At 72.7% G+C, this 25,724-nt stretch carries 17 protein-coding genes and 1 pseudogene; 5 read left to right on the top strand and 13 right to left on the bottom strand.

Annotation, left to right across the window (positions count from 1 at the left end):
- Positions 1 to 584: 584 nt before the first annotated feature.
- A pseudogene (locus IEY99_RS35335) lies at positions 585 to 2,462 on the bottom strand (PAS domain S-box protein); the annotation flags it as partial.
- A gap of 189 nt (positions 2,463 to 2,651) precedes the next feature.
- Entirely contained in the window at positions 2,652 to 4,760 is a 2,109-nt protein-coding gene (locus IEY99_RS31850) for an MMPL family transporter (protein WP_229799442.1), read from the bottom strand.
- A gap of 64 nt (positions 4,761 to 4,824) precedes the next feature.
- Here IEY99_RS31850 and IEY99_RS31845 point away from each other — a divergent pair, with 64 nt between their 5' ends.
- From IEY99_RS31845 to IEY99_RS31835, 3 genes are all read left to right on the top strand, one after another.
- Positions 4,825 to 5,301, top strand: a complete 477-nt coding sequence (locus IEY99_RS31845) for a MarR family winged helix-turn-helix transcriptional regulator (protein ID WP_229799441.1) — start codon at positions 4,825 to 4,827, stop codon at positions 5,299 to 5,301.
- A 107-nt stretch (positions 5,302 to 5,408) separates the two neighbouring features.
- The gene (locus IEY99_RS31840) at positions 5,409 to 5,993 is read left to right on the top strand and encodes a DoxX family membrane protein (RefSeq protein WP_189207822.1); all 585 of its coding nucleotides are present in this window, start codon (positions 5,409 to 5,411) and stop codon (positions 5,991 to 5,993) included.
- Positions 5,994 to 6,088: 95 nt separating this feature from the next.
- Positions 6,089 to 6,982 (top strand): alpha/beta fold hydrolase, encoded by an 894-nt coding sequence (locus IEY99_RS31835; RefSeq protein ID WP_189207821.1) that lies wholly within the window; start codon positions 6,089 to 6,091, stop codon positions 6,980 to 6,982.
- Positions 6,983 to 7,025: 43 nt separating this feature from the next.
- On the opposite strand, the gene IEY99_RS31830 is transcribed toward IEY99_RS31835, so the two are convergent.
- A complete protein-coding gene (locus IEY99_RS31830) occupies positions 7,026 to 8,048 on the bottom strand; it encodes a GAF domain-containing protein (protein WP_189207820.1) in 1,023 nt (340 codons plus the stop codon).
- 190 nt (positions 8,049 to 8,238) lie between these two features.
- Here IEY99_RS31830 and IEY99_RS31825 point away from each other — a divergent pair, with 190 nt between their 5' ends.
- The gene (locus tag IEY99_RS31825; protein WP_189207819.1) at positions 8,239 to 9,264 is read left to right on the top strand and encodes a helix-turn-helix transcriptional regulator; all 1,026 of its coding nucleotides are present in this window, start codon (positions 8,239 to 8,241) and stop codon (positions 9,262 to 9,264) included.
- A gap of 68 nt (positions 9,265 to 9,332) precedes the next feature.
- The gene (locus IEY99_RS31820) at positions 9,333 to 11,285 is read left to right on the top strand and encodes a WD40 repeat domain-containing protein (RefSeq protein WP_229799440.1); all 1,953 of its coding nucleotides are present in this window, start codon (positions 9,333 to 9,335) and stop codon (positions 11,283 to 11,285) included.
- Between the two features lie 16 nt (positions 11,286 to 11,301).
- Here IEY99_RS31820 and IEY99_RS31815 read toward each other — a convergent pair whose 3' ends face one another.
- The 10 genes from IEY99_RS31815 to IEY99_RS31770 all read right to left on the bottom strand — a co-directional run.
- Positions 11,302 to 12,408 (bottom strand): ABC transporter ATP-binding protein, encoded by a 1,107-nt coding sequence (locus tag IEY99_RS31815; RefSeq protein ID WP_189207818.1) that lies wholly within the window; start codon positions 12,406 to 12,408, stop codon positions 11,302 to 11,304.
- On the bottom strand, positions 12,405 to 13,388 hold the full coding sequence (locus IEY99_RS31810) for an ABC transporter ATP-binding protein (RefSeq protein ID WP_189207817.1): 984 nt from the start codon (positions 13,386 to 13,388) through the stop codon (positions 12,405 to 12,407). The genes IEY99_RS31815 and IEY99_RS31810 overlap by 4 nt, the downstream gene beginning before the upstream one ends.
- Positions 13,389 to 13,394: 6 nt before the next feature.
- Entirely contained in the window at positions 13,395 to 14,336 is a 942-nt protein-coding gene (locus tag IEY99_RS31805; protein ID WP_189207891.1) for an ABC transporter permease, read from the bottom strand.
- Positions 14,337 to 14,350: 14 nt separating this feature from the next.
- On the bottom strand, positions 14,351 to 15,358 hold the full coding sequence (locus IEY99_RS31800) for an ABC transporter permease (protein ID WP_189207816.1): 1,008 nt from the start codon (positions 15,356 to 15,358) through the stop codon (positions 14,351 to 14,353).
- A 92-nt stretch (positions 15,359 to 15,450) separates the two neighbouring features.
- Entirely contained in the window at positions 15,451 to 17,115 is a 1,665-nt protein-coding gene (locus IEY99_RS31795) for an ABC transporter substrate-binding protein (protein ID WP_189207815.1), read from the bottom strand.
- Positions 17,116 to 17,363: 248 nt separating this feature from the next.
- Positions 17,364 to 17,951: an NADPH-dependent FMN reductase gene (locus IEY99_RS31790; RefSeq protein WP_189207814.1), complete on the bottom strand. Its 588-nt coding sequence runs from the start codon at positions 17,949 to 17,951 to the stop codon at positions 17,364 to 17,366.
- Between the two features lie 92 nt (positions 17,952 to 18,043).
- Positions 18,044 to 18,769 carry a hypothetical protein gene (locus IEY99_RS31785; protein WP_189207813.1) on the bottom strand — a complete coding sequence of 242 codons (726 nt, stop codon included), beginning with the start codon at positions 18,767 to 18,769 and terminating at the stop codon, positions 18,044 to 18,046.
- A gap of 64 nt (positions 18,770 to 18,833) precedes the next feature.
- Complete coding sequence (locus tag IEY99_RS31780) at positions 18,834 to 24,164, bottom strand: diguanylate cyclase (RefSeq protein WP_189207812.1); 5,331 nt, start codon at positions 24,162 to 24,164, stop codon at positions 18,834 to 18,836.
- Positions 24,165 to 24,215: 51 nt separating this feature from the next.
- Positions 24,216 to 24,683 carry an aromatic ring-opening dioxygenase LigA gene (locus IEY99_RS31775; protein WP_189207811.1) on the bottom strand — a complete coding sequence of 156 codons (468 nt, stop codon included), beginning with the start codon at positions 24,681 to 24,683 and terminating at the stop codon, positions 24,216 to 24,218.
- Positions 24,684 to 24,845: 162 nt separating this feature from the next.
- The coding region (locus IEY99_RS31770) for a cytochrome c oxidase subunit I (RefSeq protein WP_189207810.1) at positions 24,846 to 25,724 on the bottom strand (879 nt) is incomplete at its 5' end.

The raw sequence follows: 25,724 nt of genomic DNA, 5'->3' as shown, positions 1-25,724 counted from the left end.
CTCCGCGCGCCGGTGGGCCCGGTCGCTTCGGGCTCGTCCTCCAGGGTGATCGCGGCGGCGCGGGCATCGAGCACCGCGGGCGCCAGCCGACTCACCGCGGCGGCGACGGCGGCCGTGTCGGCGGCGGAACTGAGGGCAGCCGCGAACCGTGCGAGAGCGTGGGCTCGACGCACCGACCGCTGCCGCTCGGTCATGTCACGGGCCACGACGGCCAGAGCCGTCTCACCGGCGGCGTCGCCGGCCACCGTGAACGCCTGCAGGTCGACATCGACGGCACCGTCCGTGTCCCGGCGGGACAGCCGGGTCTCCGTACGGTGCTGTCCGGTCCGCAGCACGGCGGGCAGCAGCGACTCCCGCCATTCCCGGCGTACCTGCTCGTCGGCGAGGTCGGTGAGGTTCGCCGGCCTGGTGCCGCCGATCAGGGCCGAGCCTGCGGGGTTGAGGTAGCGCAGAGAGCCGTCGGCGCCTGCCACGGCGACGAGGTCGCCGGAGCGTTCCACCAGGGCCTGGAAGAGCCGCGACTGCGCCTGCGCGGACCGTTCGGCGGTGAGGTCGGCGGCGTACGCCAGCCACCGCAGGGGTTTGCGCTCGAGCGCGACCACGCCGATGAGCACGGGCACCCGCCGGCCGTCACGGTGCAGGTACTCCTTCGGAAAGGCCGTGGCACGTCCGCTGACGGAGAGCTCGTCGAGAGACCGGGCGTCGGCGTCCTCCCAGCCGGGCGGTGTGAGATCCGGCCACCGCAGCGCACCGCCGTGGAGCTCGTCCCGGCTGTAGCCCAGCATGGTCAGGAACGCGTCGTTGGCTTCGGTGATGGCCTCGTCGACGCCGCCGAACACGGCGAGCACGTCCATGGCGGCCAGCCGCTCGTACCGGGTTCGTTGCTCGCCGAGCGCCTGGAGCAGACGGGTGCGCTCGGTGACGTCCACGACGATGAAGCCGACGCCGACCTGCTCGGCCGAGCCGGCGATGCGGATGGGAATGTAGCTGGCCACCCGGTGCAACAGCCGGCCGGTGTCGCCGTCGGGTGCGGTGAACTCCACGCCGGTCACCGGGCCGTCGGCCAGGGCGCGCCGCATGGCGTCCTCGATGCGACGACCCGGCTCGCCCCACAGGTCGGTCGGGCGCCGCCCGAGGTGCCGGTCCCGTTCCAGGCCGTTGATCCGGCACAGGGCCGGGTTGACGTGCCGCAGCCGCAGGTCCGGATCGGCCCAGCCGAAGCCGACCGGCGACGCCTGAAGGATCGCGTCGACGATGGCGGCGGCATGCTGGGCCTGCTGCTCGGCGGCCACCCGGTCGTGGATGTCGGTGATCGTCTCCAGCCACTCGACGACCGCGCCGTCCTCGGCCCGGATCGCGGCGGCACGGCTGACGACGGTGCGGTACGCGCCGGTGTGCGCGTGCCAGAGGCGGTGCTGGATCTCCCGTTCGCCGGCCGCGGCGGTGCCGTCGCGCCACAGGCGGCGGACCCGGTCCCGGTCGTCGGCGTGGACCATCTCGAGCCATCCGAGTCCACCGTGATGCGGCCACGCCTGCCCGGTCCAGGCGGCGAAGGAGGGCTGCGGATCGGTCACCGAGCCGTCGGGGCTGTGTGACCAGACGACGGCGTTGACGGCTTCCACCAGTGAGCGGAACCGGCGCTCTGCGCGGATCTGCCGTTCCCGCGCTGCCGCCTCCGCGCGCCATGTCTGCGCCTCCTGCGCCGCGGTGGCAGCCGCCCGGCGCAGATCCGCCGTGATGGTGGCCTGGGACTCGGCGGTCTCGACACGCTGGAGCGCCTGGCCGGCGGCCGCGGTGAGCAGCCCGAGGATCAAGTGCTCGTCCGAGCCGACGCGCCGCGGCTGGTCGAAGGCGATCCAGACGTCCCACCGTCGCGACTCCGTGCGCAGCGCGGCACCGATCCCCGGTACGGCGGCGCCGGCCGGCGAGCCGCGTTCGGTCCAGCGCCTGGTGTGGGCGGGGTCCGCCGGTCGACGGGCGTCGGCGGCCGTCACGTGCGCCCGGCCGTGGAAGAGGGCGCCCAGCCCCTTCACCAGGACGGCGAGGACGGCATCCACGGACGCCGCTTCGGTCAGATGCTGCGTCAGTACGGATACTTCCTGCTGCCGCAGCCGGGCCGCCCGTTCCTGGGTGACGTCGCGGACCGTGCCGACCAGCATCGCGCGTCCGGTCGCGGGGTCCGACACCGACGTCACGGAGATCGACGCCCATAGCCGCCGGCCGTCGCGATGCTGCAGCGGCACCTCGTAGGTCCCACTTCCCTCGCCGAGCAGATGAGCCAGCGCGGCGTCCACCTGCGCCCGGGCGTCCGGATCGTCGTCGCCGACCGGCCACCACGGGTACGGCGGGGGATACGGGGTTCCGTCCCGCCCGTAGCCGAGCATGCGCGTCCACGCGTCGTTCACTTCCACCACGACGCCGTCGTCGTCGGCCAGGAAGACGCCGTCCGCGCTGGCCGACACCAGCTCGGCCGCCCACGTCGATGCCGGGCCGCTCCGGTGGGACCCGCCGTCCCCGACGACGTTCCCGCTCACGGGGCTCTCGCCGCGCCGCGTCGTGACGGCCTCACGCTGCCTCCGGTTGCCGCCGCGTTCGTGTCCACGGATCGGACCTGCTGTCCCAGACTACCGAAGCGCACCGGCTGACGTGGGTCACGCGGGATCGAGCGCCGCGACGGGTGGCGAACCCGCGGGCGCCGGCGTCTGCGGCCGCCGTGACGGCCACCAGAAGGTGTCGCCGGTGAGGAACGCGAGTGCCGGCACGAGCAGGGTGCGGACGAGCAGGGTGTCGATGAGGACGCCGATGCAGACGAGCGTGCCGTTCTGGGCGAGGGCCACGACCGGCAGCACGCCGAGGACGACGAACACGGCGGCCAGCAGGACGCCCGCGCTCGTGATCACGCCTCCGGTGGCGCCGAGCGCGACGATCATGCCTTCGCGGGTGCCGCGCCGAGCCCGCTCCTCGCGGGCACGGGCGGTGAGGAAGATGTTGTAGTCGACGCCGAGCGCGACGAGGAAGAGGAACGAGTAGAGCGGCACCGGGGTGTCGAACGCCGGGAAGCCGAAGACGTTCCGGAAGAGCAGGTTGCCCAATCCGAGACTCGCGGCGTAGGTGGCCAGCACGCTGACGAGCAGCAGCACGGGCGCCACGAGCGAGCGCAGCAGCACGGTCAGGATCAGGAGCACGACGACGAGGATCGCCGGGATCACGATGCGCTGGTCGCGTCGCATCGCGTCGCGCTCGTCGAGCGCCGTGGCGTCGGTGCCGCCGACCAGCGTGGAGCCTACCGGGCCGGGGGCGCGCTCGTAGGCGTCGCGCAGCGCCCTGATGGTGGTGAAGGCGGCGGCCGTGCCGGGCGCGCCGCCGAGGGTCAGGTCGAGCTCGGTCCGTTCGTTCGCGGTGGGCCCGGTGCGGACGGCGGCGACGCCCGCCACGCTCCTGGCGATCGACGCGGCCTGGTCCGCGGCGGACGCGGGCGCGAGCACGATGGTCTGGCTGGAGACCCCTGCGGGGAAGGCCCGGTCGAGCACCCGCTGCGCTCGTACGCTCTCCGGGTCGCCGAGCAGCTGTTCCGTCTGCGACAGCCCGGAGCGGATGCCCGTCAGGCCGAGCGACGCGACCGCGAGGACGACGAGGCAGACCGCGACGACGGTACGCGGCCGGCGCGCGACCCCCCGGCCGATGCGCTGCCACACGCCGCCCCGGGTGGTGTCCGCGGCGGCGGGGTCGTGCCGCGGCACGAAGGGCCAGAAGAGCCCGCGGCCGAACACCGCGAGCGCGGCGGGCAGCAGCAGCACCGCGACCAGGATGGCGACGACCACGCCGAGCGCGCACGCGAAGCCCAGCGCGCGGCTGCCGGCGAGCTCGGCGAACAGGAGCGTGAGCAGGCTGAGCGCGACCGTGCCGCCGCTGGCCGCGATCGTCGGGCCGGCCGACCGTACGGCGATCCGCATGGCGTCGTGCCGGTCGGCGTTGCGGACGAGTTCCTCCCGGTAGCGGGCGATGAGCAGCATCGCGTAGTTGGTGCCCGCGCCGAAGACGAGCACCGACTGGATGCCGAAGGTGGACGCGTCGACGGCGATGTCGAACCGGTCCGCGAGCGCTGCCACGACGAGGCGGGCGAGCCCGTCGGCGGCACCGACGACGGCGAGCGGGACGATCCACAGCAGCGGACTGCGGTAGGTGACGATCAGCAGTACGGCGACGACGAGCGCGGTGACCGCCAGCAGCGTGACGTCCGTACCGGCGAAGGCGTTGGTGATGTCGGCGCGAAAGCCCACCGGACCCGTCAGTTGCGCGGTGAGGCCGTCCGGCAGGCCGGCACGGGCCTGCGCCCGGAGCCGTTCGGCGACGCCGTCGACGTCGGCGTCCACGGCCGCCGCCTCGAGGGGCACCAGGACCAGAGCGGCGTCGCCCGCGTCGCTGAACCGCGGCCGGACCGCCTGCGGTGCCGCCGCCCGTCCGGCGAGGACCTGCGCCCGGCCGGTGATCGCGGCCCGGTCGGCCTCGGTGAGACCGGAGTCGCGGTGGAACACGAGCACCGCGGCGGTCCGGTCCGCGCCGGGGAAGTCCTCCAGCAGCCGCGACACCTGCCGGGCCTCGCTGGATGCGGGTAGCCCGGAGGCCGGCGGCGGCGCCTGCCCCGCGGCGGGGAGCAGCACGAAGAGCGCGCCGATCAGCCCGGCGCCGAGCGCGAGGACGATCCAGGCGGTCACGCGTCCCGACACGAATCTGGCGAGCGCCTCCATCGGTCCTCCCACCCGCCGAATCCTTCGGCTGCCGAATTATTATACGGCCGAACTTTCCGGCTGGTAGGCTCGGGACGTGACAGATCAGGTTCGGCCGGCGGGGTCGCCGCGAGTCGAGCCGGAGACCGCCGCCCTGCGGGACCTGCGCACCGTCATGCTCGACTTCGGTCTCACGCTGGGGCGGCGGATGCAGCTGCATTCCACCGACCTCAGCGCGATCGAGCACCTGGCGTTCGCCCGGCAGCCCCTCGGACCCGGCGAGCTCGCGGCCCGGCTGGGCATCTCCCCGGCGGCGACGACCGAGCTCGTCGACCGCCTGGAACGCGCCGGCCACGTCGAGCGGCGCCGCGACCTCGCCGACCGGCGCCGGGTGCGGCTGGAGCCGTCCCAGGCCGCGGTCCAGGAGGTGCGCAAGCACCTCGGGTCGCTCATCTCCGCGTTCAACGACCTGGCCGCCGGCATGCCGCCCACCGATCGCGCCGCCGTGCTGCGCTACCTCACCGGCGCCACGGAGATCTACAAGCAGTGGGCCGGCGGCGAGCCGTCGGACTGACCTACCCGGACGGGACTTTGGTCCTTCCCAGTCGGGTGCTTGTCCTCAGGTGCACATCGCCCCATCGGAGCAGAGTCGGCACCGAAGAGAGCGACCGAGGAGAAGCCATGACGACCATCGACCGTACCCGGACGACACACCTCGACGAGCTTCCGGCACCGGGCTCCATGCTCACCACCGGCGCCGCCCGTGCCCTCGCCGTGCTGCGCATCTCCACAGGCCTCGTGTTCCTGTGGGCGTTCCTGGACAAGACCTTCGGCCTGGGCTACGCCACGCCCTCCGCCCGCGCCTGGATCAACGGCGGATCACCCACCAAGGGCTTCCTGTCCAGCGTCGACGTCGGACCCCTCGACGGCTTCTTCCACGCCATCGCCGGCGACGCCTGGGCCGACTGGGGATTCATGCTCGGCCTGCTCGGCATCGGCCTCGCCCTGGTCCTCGGCATCGGCATGCGTCTCGCCGCCGGCGCCGCCACCGCGATGATGGCCCTGATGTGGGCGGCCGAATGGCCGCTCGCCCAGCACACCGCGGCCGGCAAGCCGAGCGGATCCACCAACCCCCTCGTCGACTACCACGTCATCTACGCCATCGTCGCCGTCGTGCTCGCCCTCACCTACGCCGGGCACACCTGGGGCCTGGGCCGGCGGTGGGCACGACTGCCCTTCGTGCAGAAGAACCGCTGGCTCATCTGAGCCCGATCGCCCGGCCGGTGCACCGGCCGGGCACCCTCGCATGTGTACGCTTCCGCGCAGGTGCGCCGGGGCGGTGGGTGCGGCAGGCTCGGGGCATGACGGAGAACTTCGCCCGGCACGGTGACGTGCGGATCGCGTACGAGGTCGAGGGCCCGGCCGGCGGCGAGCCGCTGCTGCTGATCATGGGCCTGGGCCTGCAGATGCTGTTCTGGCCGGAGGACTTCCGGGCCCTGCTGACGGAGCACGGCTTCCGGGTCGCCCGGTTCGACAACCGGGACGTCGGGCTGTCGACCCACCTCGATGCGCTGCCGCCACCCTCGCCGCTGGATCTCGCGCTGCGCCGCCGGCCCGGCTACGCGCTGGCGGACATGGCCGCGGACGCCCTGGCCGTGATGGACGCGCTGGGCTGGGAGAGCGCCCACGTGGCCGGCGTGTCGCTGGGCGGGATGATCGCGCAGACCGTGGCGACCGGCCATCCCGAGCGGGTCCGGTCGCTCACCTCGATCTCCTCCACCCCCTCCCCCCGGATCGGGCGCCCGCGGCCACCCGCCATGGCGGCGCTGCTGCGGCGCCCCGCCACCGGACGCGAGGACGCCGCCCGGCACGTCGTCGAGACCTTCCGGGCGATCGGGTCACCCGCGTATCGCCGGGACGAGCAATGGCTGCGAGAGATGGCCCGGCGCAGCTACGACCGCGCGCACGACCCCGCCGGCGTACGGCGTCAGCTGGCGGCGGTCGTGTCCGCGGCGGACCGGCGCCCGGCCCTGCGCCGGCTCCGCCTGCCGGCACTCGTCGTCCACGGTGGTGCCGACCCGCTGGTCCGCCTGCCCGGCGGGGTGGCGACCGCGCGCGCGATCGCCGGCGCCAAGCTGGTCGTGCATCCCGGCATGGGCCACGATCTGCCGAACGCGCTGCAGCCCGGGATCGCCGCCGACATCGCCGCGCTGGCCCGCGGAGACCACAGGAGACAGCGCGGTGCGGCGGGCTAGCCCGGACCCCGCGCGCACCGGGCCGGCGCCGGCGCGGTGCCGCTCAGGCGGGCTGGCGCCGGCTGAGGCGTGGAGGCAGGTACGTGCCCAGGGTGGCCGCGCGCAGGACGGCCGCGTCCCGGGTGCGGGCGCCGAGCTCGGCGCGGATGTGGTCGAGGATGGTGAGCAGGGCGAAGGCCGGCAGGTGCAGCCGGGTGGCGATGCGCTGCAGCGGCCAGCCGGCGAGCAGCATGCCGACGACGGTCAGGTCGCGATGGGTGAGGCCGTGCAGATCGCCGGGCGGGGAGAACAGCACGACGCCGCGGAGGTGCCCGACAGGCGGATCCTGGCTGCCGAGGACGGTGGTCCTGAGGTAGCCGCGGGGATGGATCGGGGTGAGGAACGTGACGTGGGTGTCGCCCGCGTCCAGGCAGTCGACGGCCTCACGCAGCACGGGAGCGCCGGGGGCCAGCAGCGGGTGACCGGGCAGGCCGGGCAGGGGTGCGGTGTCACCGGCGCGGGTGGCGACGACGCCGGCGACCGCGTCGGTCACCGCCGACGCCAGCGAGGTCATGGTGCTCATCGGATCGACGACGTGGGCGAGCAACGGGGCGAGCCCGGCGAGCAGGTCGCAGGTGGCGTCGCTCAGGCCGGTGGTGGTCACGGTGTGGGCACACAACAAACCGAGATAGCGGCCGTCGGGGGTGACCAGGGGAAGACCGACGCCGTTGCCGAAGCCGGCCGGCTGCAGGTGTTCCGCCCAGAGGCGGATCTCGCCCGGCGGCACCGGCAAATCCTCCAGCCGCATGGGCCGGCGTTGCCGCAGTATCCCGGCGAGCTCCAGGTCGTGCAGGCGGGCAGGACTGTCGAGATGCCGCTCGACGCCGGCCGGGTAGCCGCGGCGGGCCAGCGACGGGGCGAGCCGGCACTCGGGGTCGAGCAGGTCCAGGTGCGCGGCATCGAACCGGATCACCGGCTGCACGGCCTGCAGGAGCGCCTCGGCGCGTACGGGCAGAGACGCCGCCCGGGTGGCGATCGCCGCGATCTCGGCGGCCAGCGCCGGGGGCGAGGGTCGGAATTCGCTCATGGCCTAGTCCTGTCCGGTGTGGTCGGCCAAGGCTCACGTCACCGGGATGCACCGAAGACGTACAGCTCGTGCGATCACGTACAGGTAGGTTAACTCCTCGCCTCCCGGAGGACGCCGTCTAGGTCGCGCCTGCGCCAAGGTGCAGAATGGAGCGGCAAGCCGCGCAGCTGTCATCTCGGGATGGTGTCGCATGGTCGACTTGCCCGCCTGGGCGCTGCAGGTGATGGTGGAGATCGCCGCTGTCGCGGCGATCCCGGGCAGCGTCACCGACCGGGCGCAGGCGCTCATGGAGCCGCTGCGCCGGATCACCCATTACGACGGCGCGTTCATCACCCTCTTCGATGCCGAGCGGCGCCGGCACGTGCCGCTGGTCCGCCGAGGTTTCGAGGCGGCGCACCGGTATCTGGACAGCCCGGCGCTGGTCACCGACCTGGAGCGGATGGACCTGCACGGCAGTCACCGCCCGCTGCGGGTCAGCGACCTGACTCCGCTTCCCGACGAGCTTCCCCTGTGGGCCGAGCACCTGTATCCGGCGGGCTATCGCGAAGGCCTGGGCAGTGGCCTGTTCACCGCCGACGGCCGGTTTCTCGGCCTGTTCACCGTCAACACCGCCGATCCCCGGCCGGCCAGCGAATCCACCTGCGCGGTACTGCACATGGCCATGCCACTCATCGCCCGCGCGGTGGATCCGCTCCGCACCCTGTCCGCCCTCGCGTCGCTGATGACGGATGCGACAGCGGGGGTGGTCGTCAGCCGCGGCGGCGACACCACCGTGCTGCCCGGCCTGCCCGGTCATGCTCTGCTGGCTCCCCGCGGTCCCGTGCTCACCGCCGCGCTGGCGCGGCTGGCCAACCGCCAGATCCGTACCGCGTTCCTGTGCCGGCACGACGACCCGGGCATGGACGATGCGCCGCTGCTGGCGCGGGTCACCGCGCTCGCCTGCCCACCGCAGCCGGCCAGCCCCGCGCAGGTCGTGGTGCTCCTGTCGCCACCGCCGCCGTTGCACGGCCTGACCGCGCGCGAGCTGCAGGTGCTCGGCCTGCTCGTCGAGGGGTGCTCCCCTGCGCACATCGCCGCGGCCCTGGACGTCACCACCCGTACCGTCGCCGCACACCTCGACGACATCATGGCGAAACTGGACACGCCGTCGCGGACGGTAGCCGCTATGCGCGCGCAGCGTCAGGGACTTTTCATCCCCGCCGACCTCCAACATTGAGCCATGACGGTGGCGCGCTCGTCTTGCTATGGTGCCGGCCACAAGATCGTGCTCGAAGAGGAGACCCCGTGCCCTCAAGGCGTCGACTCCGGCCGCGGCTGCTCACCAGGGCCCTGGCGCCGGCCGCTGCGCTCGGTCTGACGATCGGTCTGACCGCCGCCCCCGCCGTCGCGGTGTACGTCCCGCAGCCCGTGGCCGCGACGATCGCCTCGGCCGACCCGGCGGACTTCACGCCGCACGCCCGGAACGGCAGTATCCGAGCGTTCACGCAGATCGGGAACACCATCTACGCCGGCGGTTCCTTCACCGGCATCAAGGCAGCCGGTGCCGGCACCTTCAGCCCGATCAGGTACCTGGTCGCGTACGACGCGAGCACCGGTGCGCTGAAGACCGGCTTCACGCCCGCCTTCGACGACGCGGTGCAGTCGCTCGCCGTCAGCCCCGACGGCAAGCTCATCGTCGGCGGCAACTTCACCACGGTGAACGGCGTCTCCCGCAAGAACCTGGTCGCGATCGACCCGGTCACGGGCCGGACGATCGGTAGCTGGGCCGGACGGGCCGACGGCGGCGTGGTCCGCCGGACCGTCGTGCACGGGAACCACCTCTACATCGCCGGTGCCTTCCACTGGGTCAACGGCACCGAGCACTCGCTGCTGGCCCGGCTGAACGCCACCACCGGCGCCATCGACAACAGTTTCCGGATCGACGCCGGCGTCGCCCGGCCGTACCCGAACAGCACCGAGCTGGTGTGGGCCCTCGCCGTCGCGCCCAACGGCCGCACCGTCGTGGCGACCGGCAACTTCACGAAGGTCAACGGCCAGAACCGCAACCAGGTCGTGGTCATCGACACGAGCGGTACGCCGGCCGTCGCCGACTGGAGGACCGACCGGTATGTCGCGGCGTGCGGGAGCGGGAGCTTCCCGTTCTATGCCCGTGACGTCGACTTCTCCGACGACGGCAGCTACTTCGCCATCGCCGCCGACGGTGGCAGCGGCGACGGGTACTGCGACGCCGTCGCGCGGTTCGAGACGGCCCACCGCGGCGCCGTGCAGGCCACCTGGGTGAACTTCACCGGCGGGGACTCGGTCACCTCGATCGAGGTGACCGACGGCGTGGTCTACGCGGCCGGTCATTTCCGCTGGCTGAACAACGCCGACGGCAGCAACACCCAGGGCCGGGGCGGTGTCTCCCGCTTCGGCTTCGGCGCCCTGGACGCGAGCAACGGTCTCCCGATGGTCTGGAATCCGACGCGGTCGGGCGGCGGCAAGCTGCCGGCCGGATCCGTCGGCTGGGGGCCGATCGTGTGGGAGCTGTGGAAGGGCGGCAAGGGCCTCTACGCCGGCTTCGACTCGGACGGCGTCGCCGGCGAGTACCACGGCCGCCAGGCGTTCTTCCCGGCCTCGGGCGGGCACACGGTGCCGGCCCAGGACGCGCCGAAGGGCTCGAAGGGCTTCCTCTACCTGGGTACGGGCAACGGCAAGCTCGCCAAGGTGCCGCTCGAGGGCGCCACGGTGGGTCAGCCGACCGTGACCAGCCAGCCGGCGTTCACCAACGGCGGTGCGGCCTTCGCCCTGGGCAACAAGCTCTACTGGGCCAAGGGACCGGCGCTGAACGTCTCGATGTTCACCGGCGGCAACGTGGGCGCGCCGTGGCTGGGAAGCGGATACAACGCCTGGTACAACGCCGGCGCGATGACCGGCGCGTTCTACCTGAGCGGCCGGATGTACTACACCGTGGCCAACGACAGCAGGCTGTTCTACCGGTACCTGACCCCGGACGGCTCGGTCATCGGCTGCACGACCTTCGTGCTGCCCACCGCGGGCGTCAACTGGCGCGGGACCCGAGGGCTGACGTGGGTCGACAACAGAGTGCTCTTCGGCACCGCGGACGGCGCGCTGCGGTCGGCGCCGTTCGACCCGGCCGCGGCCGTGGCCGTCAACGGCGCTGCGGTGTCCGTCCTGGCACCGCCCTCGGCCCGGGTGAAGTGGTCCGACCCGACCCTGTTCTTCGCGACGTCCTGACGGCGGCGGGAACCGGCTACGGCGCGGGCAGGTCCGTCCGGGTCTGGATCAGCTCGGCGCCCACGTCCGGGGCCGGGTCCGCATCCGGGCGGACGAGCTCCACACGCACCTCGTGCGCCGTCAGCTCACCGCTGCGGATCTCCTCGGCGAAGTGGCAGGCCACCCGCTGTCCCGACCGGTCGAACACCCGCAGCTCCGGGCGCTGTTCGGCGCAGCGGTGCTGCGACCAGGGACAGCGCGTGCGGAACCGGCATCCGCTCGGCGGGGCGGCCGGCGACGGCAGGTCGCCGGCCAGCAGGATCCGCTCGCGCCGGTCCTCCACCTGCGGGTCGGGGATGGGCACGGCCGACAGCAGGGCCCGGGTGTACGGGTGCAGCGGGCGCTCGTACAGCTGGTCGCCGTCCGCCTCCTCGACCAGCGAGCCCAGGTACATCACGCCGATGGTGTCGCAGATGTGCCGGACGACCGCCAGGTCGTGCGCGATCACCAGGTAGGTCAGCCCGAGCGACTCCTGCAGGTCGCCGAGGAGGTTGACCACCTGGGCCTGGATCGACACGTCGAGCGCGGACACCGGCTCGTCGGCCACGATGAGCTCGGGCCCGAGCACCAGGGCCCGGGCGATGCCGATCCGCTGCCGCTGCCCGCCGGAGAACTCGTGCGGGTACTTGCGCAGCGCCGATGCGGGCAGGCCGACCGAGTCCAGGGTGGACGTCAGCCGCCTCCGCGCCCCCGCCTTGTCCCTGTGCAGGCCATGCGCCCGGAGGCCCTCGACGAGCAGGGACTCCACCGACTGCCGCGGGTCCAGGCTCGACATCGGGTCCTGGAACACCATCTGCATGCGCCGGCGGAACAGCCGCATCCGCTCGCCCTGAAGCGCGCGGACGTCCGTGCCGTCGAAGGTGATGCCGCCGCTGGTCGGCTCGACCAGCCGCAGCAGGCCGCGGCCCAGCGTCGACTTGCCGCACCCGGACTCGCCGACCAGGCCGTAGGTCTCGCCCCGCTCGACCTTCAGCGACACCCCGTCGACGGCATAGACGTGGCCGACCGTACGGTCGAAGAGCAGTCCGCTCTTGATCGGGAAGTGGACCTTGAGGTCGTCGATCTGGAGCAGTGGTTCGCTCACGCCGGCACCTCCTGCGCAACGGGGTTCGTGCACCGCAGCGCGCCGCCGCGCACGGTGGGCTCGAGCGGCACCGTCTCGCCGATGCAGGCGTCGTTCACCCGGTCGCAGCGCGGCGCGAAGGCGCACCCCTCGGACCACGGGATGTTGTCGCCGACCGAGCCGCGGATCTGGTGCAGCCGCCCGCCGCGGTCGGCATCGAGCCGGGGCACGGACTGCAGCAACCCATGGGTGTACGGGTGCCGCGGGTCCGCGAACAAGTCGTGGCGTCCGGCCCGCTCGACCACCTTGCCGGCGTACAGGACGTTGACCGTGTCGCAGAGGCCGGCCACGATCCCGAGGTCGTGGGTGATCATCACGAGCGCCGTACCGGACCGGTCGACCAGCTCCTTGAGCAGCGTGAGGATCTGCGCCTGGATGGTCACGTCCAGCGCCGTCGTCGGCTCGTCGGCGATCAGCAGGCGCGGCTTGCAGGCCAGGGCGATGGCGATCAGCGCCCGCTGCCGCATGCCGCCGGAGAGCTGGTGCGGGAACTCCTGGAGCCGCCGTGCCGGGTCCGGGATGCCGACCGCGTCGAGCAGGGCCCGGGCCTCCCTCAGCGCCGCCTGCCGGGTCCGGCCCTGGTGGCGTTCGAGCACCTCGGCCACCTGCAGGCCGAGCGGGATCACCGGGTTCAGCGAGGACAGCGGGTCCTGGAAGATCATGCCGATGTCGCGACCGCGCCGGTCCCGCAGCTCCTGCGGGCGCAGCCTGAGCAGGTCGCTGCCGTCGAAGAGGACCTCGCCGGTGACCCTGGTGCCGCGGCGCGGCAGCAGACCCATGATCGCCAGGCTGGTCACCGACTTGCCGCAGCCGGACTCGCCGACCAGCCCGACCGTCTGGCCGGGCTGCACGGAGAAGCCGACCCCGTCCACCGCGGCGAAGGGCCTGGCGCCCTTGCGCCGGAAGACGACCGACAGATCACGAACGTCGAGCAGAGGCATGACAGATCACCGCCGGTTCTTCGGGTCGAGCGCCTCGCGCATGCTCTCGCCGAGCAGGGTGAAGCCGAGGGCCACGAGAATGACGGCCAGCGCCGGGAAATAGGCCAGTTCGGGGCGGACCTCGAAGTATCGGACGCCGTCCACACCGAGCATCAGGCCCCACTCGGCCCGGTTGATGTCCGGGTCGCCGAGGCCCAGGAACGACAGCGCGGCCGCGTCCAGGATCGCCACCGCGAAGGTCAGGGTGGCCTGCACGATGACCGCGGTGAGCGAGTTGGGCAGCATGTGCCGCAGCACGATGTCCCGCCGCTTCACGCCCAGGGCGCGGGCCGCGAGCACATGATCGCTCTCCCGTTGCGCCAGCATCGATCCGCGGAGCAGCCGGGCGAAGACGGGCACGTTCACCACCGCGACCGCGATGATCACCGTCCACTGCGAGGACTCGCTGGCCAGGGCGACCAGGGTGATCGCCAGCAGCAGGCTGGGCAGGGCCAGCATGACGTCGGTGATCCGCATGATGAGCACGTCCACCGCGCCGCCGAGCGCGCCGGCGACCGCGCCGAGCAGCACGCCGAGCAGCAGGCCGATGAGCGTGGCCAGGACGCCGACGAACAGCGTCTGCCGGGCGCCGTGGATCATCCGGGAGGCGAAGTCGCGGCCCAGCGGGTCGCTGCCGAGCGGATGCCCGGCGGTGGTGCCCGGGATGGAGTCGACGGTCAGGTCCCGGGTCAGCTCCGGGAACTGCTGCACCGGGTCGTGCGGCGCCACCAGCGGCGCGAAGATCGCGACGACGAGGAACAGCAGGATGATGACCGCGCCCACGATCGCGGCGGGGTCGCGCAGCAGCCGGCGACCGGCCTCACGGACGAGGCTGACCCCGCCGGCGTCGGCGGTCCGCGCGGTCAGCTCGTCGATGCGGCGGCGCTTGTGGTCGGCGAGCGTCGAGATTCCCCCGGTTCCGCTCACTGCACACGCACCCTGGGGTCGATGATCGCGTACGAGAGGTCGACGAGCAGGTTGACCACGACGAAGACGATCGCGGCGAGCAGGATCAGGGCCTGCAGCACCGGGTAGTCGCGGCTGCCGCTGATCGAGTCGGTGATCAGCGTGCCCAGCCCGCCCCAGTTGTAGACCTTCTCGGTCAGCACGGCACCGGCCAGCAGCGCACCGGTCTGCAGGCCGATGGTGGTGACCACCGGCAGCAGCGCGTTGCGCAGCACGTGCCGCTTGCGGATGGTGGCGTTGCGCAGGCCCTTGGCGTCCGCGGTGCGGATGTAGTCCTCGTCCAGGACGTCCAGCACGCTGGCCCGGGTGATCCGGACGATGATCGCCAGCGGGATCGTCGCCAGGGTGACGGCCGGCAGCACCAGGTGCCAGAGGGCGTCGGCGGAGGCGTCCAGCTCGCGGGTCAGCAGCCCGTCCAGCACGAAGAACCCGGTCACGTCGGTGTTCGCCAGGCCGGTGGTGATCCGCCCGGACGGCGGGAAGAGGTGGACGTCCTGGGTCAGCCAGTCCTTGAGCAGGTAGCCCAGGAAGAAGATCGGGATCGAGATGCCGATCAGGGTGACGATGATGGTCGCGTGGTCCAGCAGCCGCCCGCGGTACCGGGCCGCGAGGTAGCCCAGCGGGATGCCCAGCCCGACGGCGATGACGATCGCCGCGACGGCCAGTTCGATGGTCGCGGGAAAGGACCGGCCGATCACGTCCATCACCGGCTCGCCGGTGCGGATGGAGTTGCCGAAGTTGCCGGTGACCACGTTTCTGAGGAAGCGGCCGTACTGGACCCAGATCGGCTGGTCGTAGCCGAGGGCCCGGGTCAGCAACTCGCGGGTCTGCGGGGTCGCGCGCTCGCCCAGCAACGCGTCGACGGGTCCGCCGGGAAGGCTGCGCAGCCAGAAGAAGACCAGGGTCGTCAGGGCGATCAGGGTGACGACCAGCTGGAGCAGGCGGCGCACGATGACTCTCACCATGGAGAACGACGCATCCTTGTCAGTTCGCGCCGGACGGCCCGGACCTGGGGGTCGTCCCGGTCCGGGCCACGGCGGTGCCGATGACTACCGGCCTACTTGGTGAGCGAGACGGTGTCGAACTTCTCGGCGGTGAGCGGACTCGGCACCAAGCCCTCGACGTTCTTCGTGGTGACCAGGGCCGGCGGGGCGTGCCAGATCGGCACGGCCGGCAGCCACTTGGCGGCGAGGTCGCGGTTGACCTGCTCGAAGGCCGCCTTCTTGGCCGCCGGTTCGACGGTCGCGTCGGCCTTGCCGATGGCGGTGAACATCTCGGTCATCGACTGGTCGCCGAACTCGGTCTTGGCCCGGCCGAAGAACGTGCCGACGAAGTTGCCCGGGTCGTTGTAGTCGCCGGTCCAGCCGAGGATGTGCAGGTCCTGCTTGCCGAACTGCTGCACGTCGTCCTTGAAGCCGCCGTTCCACGGGCGCGGGACACCGTTGACCTTGATGCCGGCGGCCTGCAGGTCGTTCGCCAGCACGGTGAAGATCTCCTGCGGGTTCGGCATGTACGGCCGGGACACCTCGGTCGGGTAGTAGAAGTCGAGCGTCAGGCCGGTCGCCCCGGCCTCGGCCAGCAGCTGCTTGGCCTTGTCCACGTCGTACTCGTACTTCTGCACGTCCGGGGCGTGACCGAGCACCGAGCTGGGCAGGAACTCGTCGGCCACCGCCGAGCCGCCCGGGCCCTTGGTCTGCACCAGCTGGGCCCGGTTGAGCGCGTACGCGATCGCCTGGCGTACCCGCAGATCCCTGAGCTTCGGGTTCTTCTGGTTGATGCCCAGGTAGAGGATGTTGAAGGCGGGCCGGTCGAGCACCTTGTAGCCCTCGGCCGCCAGCGCCTTGCGGTCGGCGGGGGCCGGGAAGTCGATGGCGTGCACCGCGCCGGCGCGCAGCTCCTGCTTCCGGGTGTTCTCGTCCTTGATGATCTTGATGATCACCTTGTCCATCTTCGCCTTGCCGCCCCAGTAGTCGGGGTTGCGGTTCAGCGTGATCTCGCCGGTGGCCTTGTTCCAGCCGCCGAACGTGAACGCGCCGGTGCCGGTCGGGTGCTCGGTCGCGAACGCGCTGTACGAAAAGGAGTCGCCGTTCTGCGTGACCGTGTCGGCGTCGTACTTCTTCATCGCGGCCGGGCTGGCGATGGAGAACGCGGTGAGCGTGAACGCGCCCGGGAAGGCACCCTTGTACTTCTTCATCGTCACGACGGCGGTCGAGGCGTCCGGCGCCTTGCAGTTGTCGTAGACGGCGTCCGGGTTCCCGGCGAACCCACCGAAGACGTCGGCGTAGTAGATCATCTGGGACTGGGCGGCCTCGCCCTTCATGTGGTACCAGCGGTCGAAGTTCGCGCAGACCGCCGCGGCGTCCAGCGCGGTGCCGTCGTGGAACTTGACGCCCTGGCGCAGCTTGAAGGTCCAGACCTTGCCGGTCGGGTCGTTGGACCAGCTCTCCGCCAGGCCACCGGCCAGCTCGGCGCTGCCCGGCTTGTGGGTGACGAGGGTGTCGTACATCTGCCGGATCGGCCGGAACGACTCCCCGTCGTCGTTGAAGATCGGGTCGAAGTTCTTCGGGTCACCGGCACCCGCGAAGATGAAGGCGCCGCCGGCGGCCTTGCCGCTGTCGCGGTCGCTCTCCGCACAGCCGGCCGCGCCGATCGTCAGCGCCCCGACGACACCGGCGGCGATGACCGCCCGGAGCCTCGTCGCCTGCGTCCCTGATGCACGCATCGTCTCACCTCGTCCTATGGGTACGGACACACGCGGCGACGACTGGTCACCGCTGGCGAGACACTAACCATTCATGGCCATCACATCGATGGGTTGGTATCGGATCGTGTCCTTCCCGATCCGCGGACCCGGGGCCCGGTCCTCGGCCACCGCGCCGGCACGGCCGCGTCGATCCTGGTCACGACGGTGGACGCCGTCCCCACGTGGGAGGGCGGCCACCTCCACATCGAAGCCGCGCCCGCGCCGGATCAGGACCGGTACGTCGCGGCGATCTGGCTCTGCTCGCGGACCGTCCGCATGGCCCGGCTCCACGAGACGAGCTGCTCGAACATCGTGTTGATCGCCATCTCGTGGTGCGCCGACGGGCGGAAGGTGCTGAAGTTCTCGAAGTCGGTGAACAGCGACAGCGCCACCTGGGCCCGTACGGTGGCCATCTGCAGCTCGGCGGCGATCAGCCGCAACTGCTCCACCGCGCGGGTCCCGCCGGCCGAACCGTAGGAGACGAACCCGGCCGCCTTGTTGTTCCACTCCGCGTACAGGTAGTCCAGGGCGTTCTTCAGCGCCCCCGACGTGGAGTGGTTGTACTCCGGGGTGACGAACACGTATCCGTCGAACTCGGCGACCTTGGCCGCCCACCGCTTGGTGTGCTCCTTGCTGTACTGCCCCATCGACGGCGGCACCGGCTCGTCCAGCAGCGGCAGGTCGAACTCCGCGAGGTCGACGAGCTCGAACTGCGCCTCGCTCCGCCTGCCCGCCAGCTCGTACACCCACCGGGCCACCGCCTCACCGTTGCGGCCCGGGCGCGTGCTGCCCACCACGATCGCGATCTTCACCATGACGTCTCCTCACTCGCTTCGACATGCGTGATCGAGCCTTGCACCCACCGCCTCCCCTTACCCGTAATTCGAAGCTTTTGCCGGCTACGCGGTCAGGAGCCGCCTCCGCCGCCGCCGCCGATCTCCCGCGTGCCGGAGTTCGGTGGTGGCCGGAGGGCCCCGTCCATCGCGTCGATCACCTCGTACAGCGCGTCGATGTTCGCGCGTTGCCGCTCCGGCGCGTGCGGGGGCTGCCACGCGACGCCGGTGAGCCATGGGGGTGGCTGCGCGGCCGTCAGGCCCGGCCACTGCCGCAGGTCGGCTCCTTCCACCGCGAAGGCGTCGGCCAGGGACAGGGCGACGTCACGACGCCGGAGGGCTTCGTGCCGCGCCGCGACCTCGGCCATGGCCCGTTGTCCCTGCGGGGTGAACCTCCGGTCGTAGCCCAAACCGATGATCCGGGAGTACAGCGTGACGGCGGCGAGGACGATCGCGATGGTCGACAGAACGTTGAGGATCAGGGCGTTCTCGCCCCTGACGGCCATCCACACGGCGCCCACGCACGGCACGACGAGCAGCGCGACCAGCCCGGCGATCAGCAGGTGGCGGCGTACCGGGCGGTGATGCCGCCACAGCCCGGCCGCCCGGGCCCGGTCCGCCGCACGGCCACAGAGGGCGGCGGGGACACGGCCGTGGCTGTACGGCGCCAACCGCGCCTCGGCGCCCGGGCCGAACACCTCGTCGAGCACGGCGTGGTCGGTGCTGGACAGGCTGTCCGGCACCACGGGGGCACGGCGCGCGGTCAGCCGGCCCGGCGCGTCGAGGTGCATGGTCACCACACCCCCGATCCACCTTAGCCAGTCGCGCCACATCGCGGAGCGGCGCGCTGCGGGAACCCCGGCCTCACCCGTCCGAGGTCGCCGGAAGCGGCCGGTCGTCTGCGACGACCCTGTTGCGACCGGCCTGTTTGGCCCGGTACAGGCGCGCGTCCGCCCGGCCCAGCAGGGTGTCGGCGTCCACCTCGTCGGTACGCAGGTGCGCCACGCCCACGCTGATGGTGACGTCGACCGGGCCGGCCGCTGTCGGCACCGGGCCGCCGGCGACCCGGGCGCGCAGCCGTTCGGCGGCGTCCGGGGCACCGTCGCCGCAGTCGGGCAGCAGCAGGACGAACTCCTCGCCGCCGTACCGGCCGACCACGTCGCTGTCCCGCAGGCCGATCTTCATCCGGGTCGCCACGGCCCGGATGACCTCGTCGCCCACCTGATGGCCGTACGTGTCGTTGATGCGCTTGAAATGGTCGATGTCGACCAGGACCGCGGCGAGCCTGGTGGCGCGCCGTCTGGCCAGCGCGATCTCCCGGGCGGCCGCCTCGAACAGGTGCCGGCGGTTGGCCAGGCCGGTCAGGCTGTCCACCGTCGCGAGGTGGTGCATCTGGGTGAAGAGGCGGGCCTTGTCGTACGCGGTCATGGCCTGGCCGACGAGCGTGGCACCGAGGTGCACGTCGTCCTCGCCGTAGCCCGCGCCGAGGGCCGCGGCCAGCAGGAGCGCCCCGTGCCGGTCCTCACCGCTGGCCAGGGGCAGGGCGAGCCAGCCGCCGGGCTCGGGGCCGAGCATCGGCGGCCAGGCGACGGTGCCGGGCGCCGCGGTGGGTTCGGGCAGGGACAACAGCGCCGCCGTCTCCGCGCAGGTGTCGTGGACCTCCCAGGAGGCATCCGGTGCGGGCAGTGCCGCGCAGGTGGAGTCGCCGGCCCGGCCCGTCAGCAGCCAGGCCCGGTCCGCGCGCAGGGTGTCGGTCGCGGTCTCCACCAGGCGGCGCAGGACCACGTCGGGGTCGAGAGTGTCGGCGAGGTGGTTCATCACCGACCGCAGCGTCTCGGCGAGGTCCCGCCGGCGGTTGGCCGCCTCGACGGCGACCTCGAGCTGTGCCGCCCGGGCGGTGTCCAGGGCGACGGCCACGTGATGGGTGATCGCGGTCAGGATCTCCACGTCGTCGTCGGTGAAGACTCCCTTGGCGACCCGGCTGTCGAGGTAGACGACGCCGAGCGGGCGCCCGTCGAGCTGCAGCGGGGCCGCGAGGACGCTGCGGAGCCCGTACGCGACGACGCTCTGCGCGCCCAGCGCGGCGCCTTCCTCGGTCCCGGTGACCACCACGGCCCGGCCGTCGCGGGCCACCCGGTCGACCAGGCTGGCGCTGTAGTTGGTCAGCTCGGCCAGGTCGTTGCCGGCCGCGTCGCGCCCGACGTGCGGGGTCAGGACGTCCGTCTCGGCCTCGTACAGCAGCAGGAAGGCCCGTTCGGCACCCAGGATGCGGATCGTCTCGTCGAGCGCGATGCGGCCCAGCCTCGTCGGATCGAGGACCCGGGAGGCGGCGATGCTGATCTCTTCCAGCGCCTTCCAGCGCGCGGCGGCGCGGCTGTCCGGGGAGACCCGGTGGGTGGTGGACTGGTACACCGTCCCGGTGCCCGGCGCCTGCGGGAACTCCGCGGTCACCCAGCGCGCCCGGTGGGGCCACCCCTGCGACTCGGCGATCCGCAGCGCGTGCTCCGCCTGCCGGCGCGCTTCCCCGTCGGTGCCCAGGGCCGCGTAGGCGCGGGCCCGTACCAGCGCCGCCTCGAAGGCCACCAGCGGGGAGTCGACCTTCCGCAGGACCGGCTCCGCCTCGGCGAGCAGGGCGAGCGCCGCGTCCGGGCCGGCCGGGCGCCGCCGCGCGAACCGCCGGGCCGGCGCGGACCCCAGCAGGCACAGGGCCGCCTGGACGACCCGGTGGTGCGCGGCCAGCAGGGGCCGCTCGGTGACCCGGCCCAGGATGGCGACCGCCCGCCGGGCCTGGTCCAGGCGCGCGGGCCGCTCCTCGGGGGTCGCGCGGCGCAGCTGCTCGATGCGGCCGTACGCCTGGTAGACCTGGAAACTGTGCTGGGACGGCACGACGTCGATCAGCCGTAGCCGGAGCGCATCGAACTCGGCGACCGCGTCGTCGAAGGAGGCACCGAGGTCGCGCTGCTCCACGGCGTTCTGCACCCGGGCGATGAGGGCGTCGACGCGCTGGTGGCGGGGGGCGTCGTCGTGGTCCACCCGGCGCAGCTCGGCGGCCGCTTCCCCGTTGCGTCCGCGCAGCGCGTACAGGCAGGCGTCCGTCGCCAGCACGCCGCTGCGACCGGACTGCCCGGCCGCCTCCGCGCGGGCGTTGCCGCGCGCGAAACCGGCCTCGGTCTCGGCCATGTCGCCGCGCAGCAGCCAGTCCCAGCGCAGGACGGCGTAGCAGTCCAGCGCAAGGCCCTCGTCGAGCCATCGGTGGTGGCGTTCCAGCACGTCGCGCATGCTGCGCCCCTCGTCGCGGCCGACGCCGTGCCGGCTGAGGTCGGTCATCCAGTCGAGCGTCGCGGAAAGGACCGGGTCGCCGAGGCGCTCCGCCATCCGGGCACCGATGCCGGACACCCGGTCGGCGAGCCGGTACAGGCCCACCGGGCGCATCAGCATCGCCAGCGAGGTGAAGGACCGGGCGGATTCGGGAGTACGGCCGAGCCGGTTGGCCAGGTAGAAGTTGCGCAGCACGTACGTGATGGCGTGGGTCGGGCGCATCTCCCTGATGCAGGCCGCGGACGCGTAGTTGTGCAACGCCGCCCGGAGGGCCAGCTTTTCCCGCCGCTCGCCGCGGACCGTGCCGTAGCCGATCCCGGTGAGGCGGATCAGCAGACCGCCGGCGAACATCGCGAGGGTGAGCAGGATCAGCGCCAGGCCGTGGCGCGGCGACGGCCGCCCCAGCTCGGCCAGGCCGCGCTCCACGGTCGCCACCGGGTGGACGCTGTTCCAGGCGCTGTCCTCCACGCCGGCGAGCAGCAGCAGCGTACGGGCCCGGTCCAGCGGCGTGGCGGCGACCGCGAGGGCGCGGTCGAGGGCCTCCTCCGCGTCGGCGAACCGGCCGGCGGCGTGGTAGGCGACCGCCAGAGTCTGATGGAACGCGCAGTCCGGCGTGATCGACGCCTCCGGGGCGGCCGCCGCGGCGCGCTGCAGGAACGTCAGGGCGGTGGCGGGCGCGTGGTCGGCCAGCGCCCGGCGGCCCGCGGCGTAGGCGGCCTGGAAGCGCCGGTCCGGGCGGTAGAACGGGTCGCCGTCGGCGGTGTGCCGGGCGAGGGCGTACGCGGTCTCGGGGTCCGGGTCGCCCGACGCCTCCAGGACGTCGGCGATCCGGTCGTGCAACCGGCGCTGGGTGGCCTCGTCGAAGGGGCGCAGCATGGCCTCGCGGATGCGGTCGTGCACGAACGCGTACCGGCCGGCGGCGCGCGGTTCGACCAGCCCGTGCCAGACCGCCTCGGTGAGCACCGCCCGCAGCTGGTCGGTGCCGGCCACCTGGGCCACGAGGTGCGGGTCGAACTGCGAGCCGACCACGGCGGCGACACCGAGCAGCCGCCGGGCGTCGGCGTCGAGGGCGTCGACCCGCTGCAGCACGAGCTCCGCGGCGTCCTCGGGGAGATGGAGGTCGTCGAGGCCGCCGGCATCGACGTGCCACACCCCCCACACCGGGCGGGCCAGCCCGGCGTCGATGATCGCCCGCAGGTACTGCAACAGGGTGAACGGGTTGCCGCCGCTGCGCGCGGCGAGCCGCCGGGCGTCCCCCGGGTCGACACTCATGCCACCGCTCACCGCCGCCACCAGCCGGGCGACCGCGTCGGCGTCGAGGGGCCGCAGCGCCACGTCGGTGTCGACGGCGGGTCCCAGCCTGCCGCGCAGCGCGGCCACCGAGGCGGCGCTCGGCGCATCGTCGCGGGCGGTGATCACCACCAGCAGCGGCGCGTCGTCCAGCCGGGCCACGACCTGCTCGAGAGCCCGGCGGGTCGCCTCGTCGAACCACTGACCGTCGTCGAGATGCAGCACCGCCTTGCCGGCCGCGCGGGCCAGATCCACCACCAGCGACGCCACGGCGGCGGTGTACTGCTCCTGGCCGACCTCGCCGACCGCGTCGGGCACCGCGAGGACCTCGGCCAGGGCCGGCGACAGGTTCTTCACCAGCGAGGCGCCCGCTCCGACCACGGCGCGCAGGCGCTCGACCGCCGCCGGCACCGACTCGGCGGGCCCGGCGAGCAGGGTGCGCACGTACCCGTCGACGGCGGCCCGCAGCGGGGTGAGCGGCTGCGCGTCGTCGGGCGAGCTCTTGCCGTGCAGCACCAGGCCGCCCGCCCGCTCCACCGCGACGGTCAGCTCGTGTACCAGCCGGCTCTTGCCGGCGCCGGGAGCGCCGCGGACCAGGGCCACCCCGCCCTGTCCCCCGGCGGCCCGCGCCCAGCGGCCCATCAGCGTGGCGACGTCGTCGTCCCGGCCCACCAGTCTCGGCGTCTGCCGCGCGCGGGCCAGCCGGTCGCGGGTGCCGAGCGGAAACTCCCCCAGGTCCGGCTGGGCGGCGATCCGGCGCAGGTCGGCCAGCAGCCCGCCGGCGCTCTGGTAGCGGTCGTCCGGGTCCTTGGCCAGCAGCCGGACGACGACCGACGCCAGCCCGCCGCCGAGCCCGGCCGTCGACCGGCGCGGGTCGGGTACCGGCGCCGTGGCGTGCAACTGCAGCAGGGCGCCGGGATCCGCCGCCACGAACGGCGGACTTCCGGTCAGGCACTCGTAGAGCACCGCCCCGAGACTGTAGAGATCGCTGCGCCCGTCGACCTGCCGGCGCAGCATTCCCGCCTGCTCCGGCGAGCAGTAGGCGAGCGTACCGGCGACCATGTCGACGTCGGCGTCGCCGACCCGGGTGGCCAGCCCGAAGTCCACCAGCCGCGCCATGCCGTCGGTGCCCACGATGATGTTGTGCGGGGTCACGTCCCGGTGCACCAGACCGGCCGCATGTGCCGCCGCCAGCGCCGAGGTGATCTCGATACCGATCCGCACCGCCCGCTCGGCCGGCAACCGGCCCCCGGCCAGCAGCGCGCTGAGGGACTCGCCCTCGACCAGATCCGTCAGCAGGTACGGCCGGCCGTCGAGCTCGCCCCGTTCGTGCACCCGGGCCACCCCGGGATGGTCGATCGAGGCGAGCAGGGCACCCTCGCGCCGGAAGGCCCTGACGCGTGCCTCCTCGGCGTCACCGCCGGACGGCTGGAGCACCTTCATCGCGTACTCGGCACCGCGCAGCCGTACCCGGTGCACGACGGCGTGAGCGCCGCGGCCGAGCTCGCCCACGACGACGGGCCCGGTCAGCGGACCGGGCTCGTCGACGCCTGCTGAGCCCGGTGGCGGGCGACGTCCGGCAGCCACATGTGCCCCTTCGGCACTGACGGGCCCGTCGTGAAGATTTTCGGCGAAACGTCAGACGTCGCGCGGAGCCGCGGGTGCCAGGTGCTTGCCCACCAGCAGCAGGGCATATCCGATCAGCGCCATGAGTACGCCGAGACCCGCCGCCAGCGCGGCCAGGCCGAACGACACGACCGAGGTGAACAGCGACGACCGCAGGAACGAGCCGGTCATCACCACCTCCCTCTTGGGGTCCTCCTTGGCCAGCTCGGCGTACGTCTTGCCGCCGCTGGCCGTCAGCGCGTGCTTCTCGATGACCTGCGCCTCGGCGTAGGCGGTGAGCGGCCCGTCGATCTTCTCGCCCGCGAAGCTGTCGGCGTCCGCCGAGACGGTGATCTTCTCGTCGGCGAGCTGGCTGGACACGGTGAACCAGGTGACCGCACCGGCGATCACCATGATCGCGCCGGCGACGACGATCAGCATGCCGAGGACACGAACCAGCCCGGCCGGGGACTTGCGGCCGGTATCGGATACCGAAGTCACGACTGTTCTCTCCCTCACATCGACCCTGTACGGCCGACCGGCCGCACATCCGCGGCGCGCTTACCCTGGTGGCGGACCTGATGCGGGCCCTGGCCCGGGGGTTCGCGCCAGGAGCGGCCCCTAGCGCCGGGCCGGAGCAGTCGGCGGTGGGTCCGGCACCGGCTACCGGTCCCGGTCGGTGCTCACGTCCTCCTGGTACGTGGCTCCGCCGTCGGACTCGCTGGTGAGCGGGCGGGCGCCGCCCTCGGGCGGGCCGGCGAGGGACTGCTCGCCGGCGGCCAGCTCGGGGAACTTGGCGTCGAACGCCGGGCGCTCCGAGCGGATGCGCGGCATGCGGTCGAAGTTGCGCAGCGGCGGCGGCGACGAGGTCGCCCACTCCAGCGAGTTGCCGTGCCCCCAGGGGTCGTCGACCGTGACGAGCTGACCGGCCTTGTAGGACTTCCACACGTTGTAGAGGAACGGCAGCGTGGCCGTGCCGAGCACGAAGGACCCGACGGTGGAAATCATGTTCAGTGTGGTGAAGCCGTCGTCGGCCTGGTAGTCGGCGTACCGGCGGGGCATGCCCTCGGTGCCGAGCCAGTGCTGCACCAGGAAGGTGGTGTGGAAGCCGAGGAAGGTCAGCCAGAAGTGGACCTTGCCGAGGCGGTCGTCGAGCATCCGGCCGAACATCTTCGGGAACCAGAAGTAGATGCCGGAGAACACGGCGAACACGATCGTGCCGAACAGCACGTAGTGGAAGTGCGCGATGACGAAGTACGAGTCCGACACGTGGAAGTCGATCGGGGGCGAGGCCAGCAGCACGCCGGAGAGGCCACCGAAGAGGAACGTGACCATGAAGCCGATCGCGAAGAGCATCGGCGACTCGAAGCTGATCTGCCCGCGCCACATGGTGCCGATCCACACGAAGAACTTCATGCCGGTGGGCACCGCGATCAGGAAGCTGAGCAGGCTGAAGAAGGGCAGCAGCACCTGGCCGGTGGAGAACATGTGGTGCGCCCACACGCTCATCGACAGCGCCGCGATCAGCAGGGTCGCGCCGAC

Origin of the sequence: Couchioplanes azureus, from assembly GCF_014648355.1 — a bacterium.
GTDB classification, from domain to species: domain Bacteria; phylum Actinomycetota; class Actinomycetes; order Mycobacteriales; family Micromonosporaceae; genus Actinoplanes; species Actinoplanes azureus.
The sequence above is the reverse complement of the archived record's forward strand: the minus strand, read 5'-3'. Positions and strand labels throughout refer to the sequence as shown.

Bases quoted from the DNA above. Each gene is read 5' to 3' on its own strand.
- IEY99_RS31840 (WP_189207822.1), top strand. From the start codon at position 5,409: ATGACGACCATCGACCGTACCCGGACGACACACCTCGACGAGCTTCCG.
- IEY99_RS31835 (WP_189207821.1), top strand. From the start codon at position 6,089: ATGACGGAGAACTTCGCCCGGCACGGTGACGTGCGGATCGCGTACGAG.
- IEY99_RS31830 (WP_189207820.1), bottom strand. From the start codon at position 8,048: ATGAGCGAATTCCGACCCTCGCCCCCGGCGCTGGCCGCCGAGATCGCG.
- IEY99_RS31825 (WP_189207819.1), top strand. From the start codon at position 8,239: ATGGTCGACTTGCCCGCCTGGGCGCTGCAGGTGATGGTGGAGATCGCC.
- IEY99_RS31810 (WP_189207817.1), bottom strand. From the start codon at position 13,388: ATGCCTCTGCTCGACGTTCGTGATCTGTCGGTCGTCTTCCGGCGCAAG.
- IEY99_RS31800 (WP_189207816.1), bottom strand. From the start codon at position 15,358: ATGGTGAGAGTCATCGTGCGCCGCCTGCTCCAGCTGGTCGTCACCCTG.
- IEY99_RS31795 (WP_189207815.1), bottom strand. From the start codon at position 17,115: ATGCGTGCATCAGGGACGCAGGCGACGAGGCTCCGGGCGGTCATCGCC.
- IEY99_RS31790 (WP_189207814.1), bottom strand. From the start codon at position 17,951: ATGGTGAAGATCGCGATCGTGGTGGGCAGCACGCGCCCGGGCCGCAAC.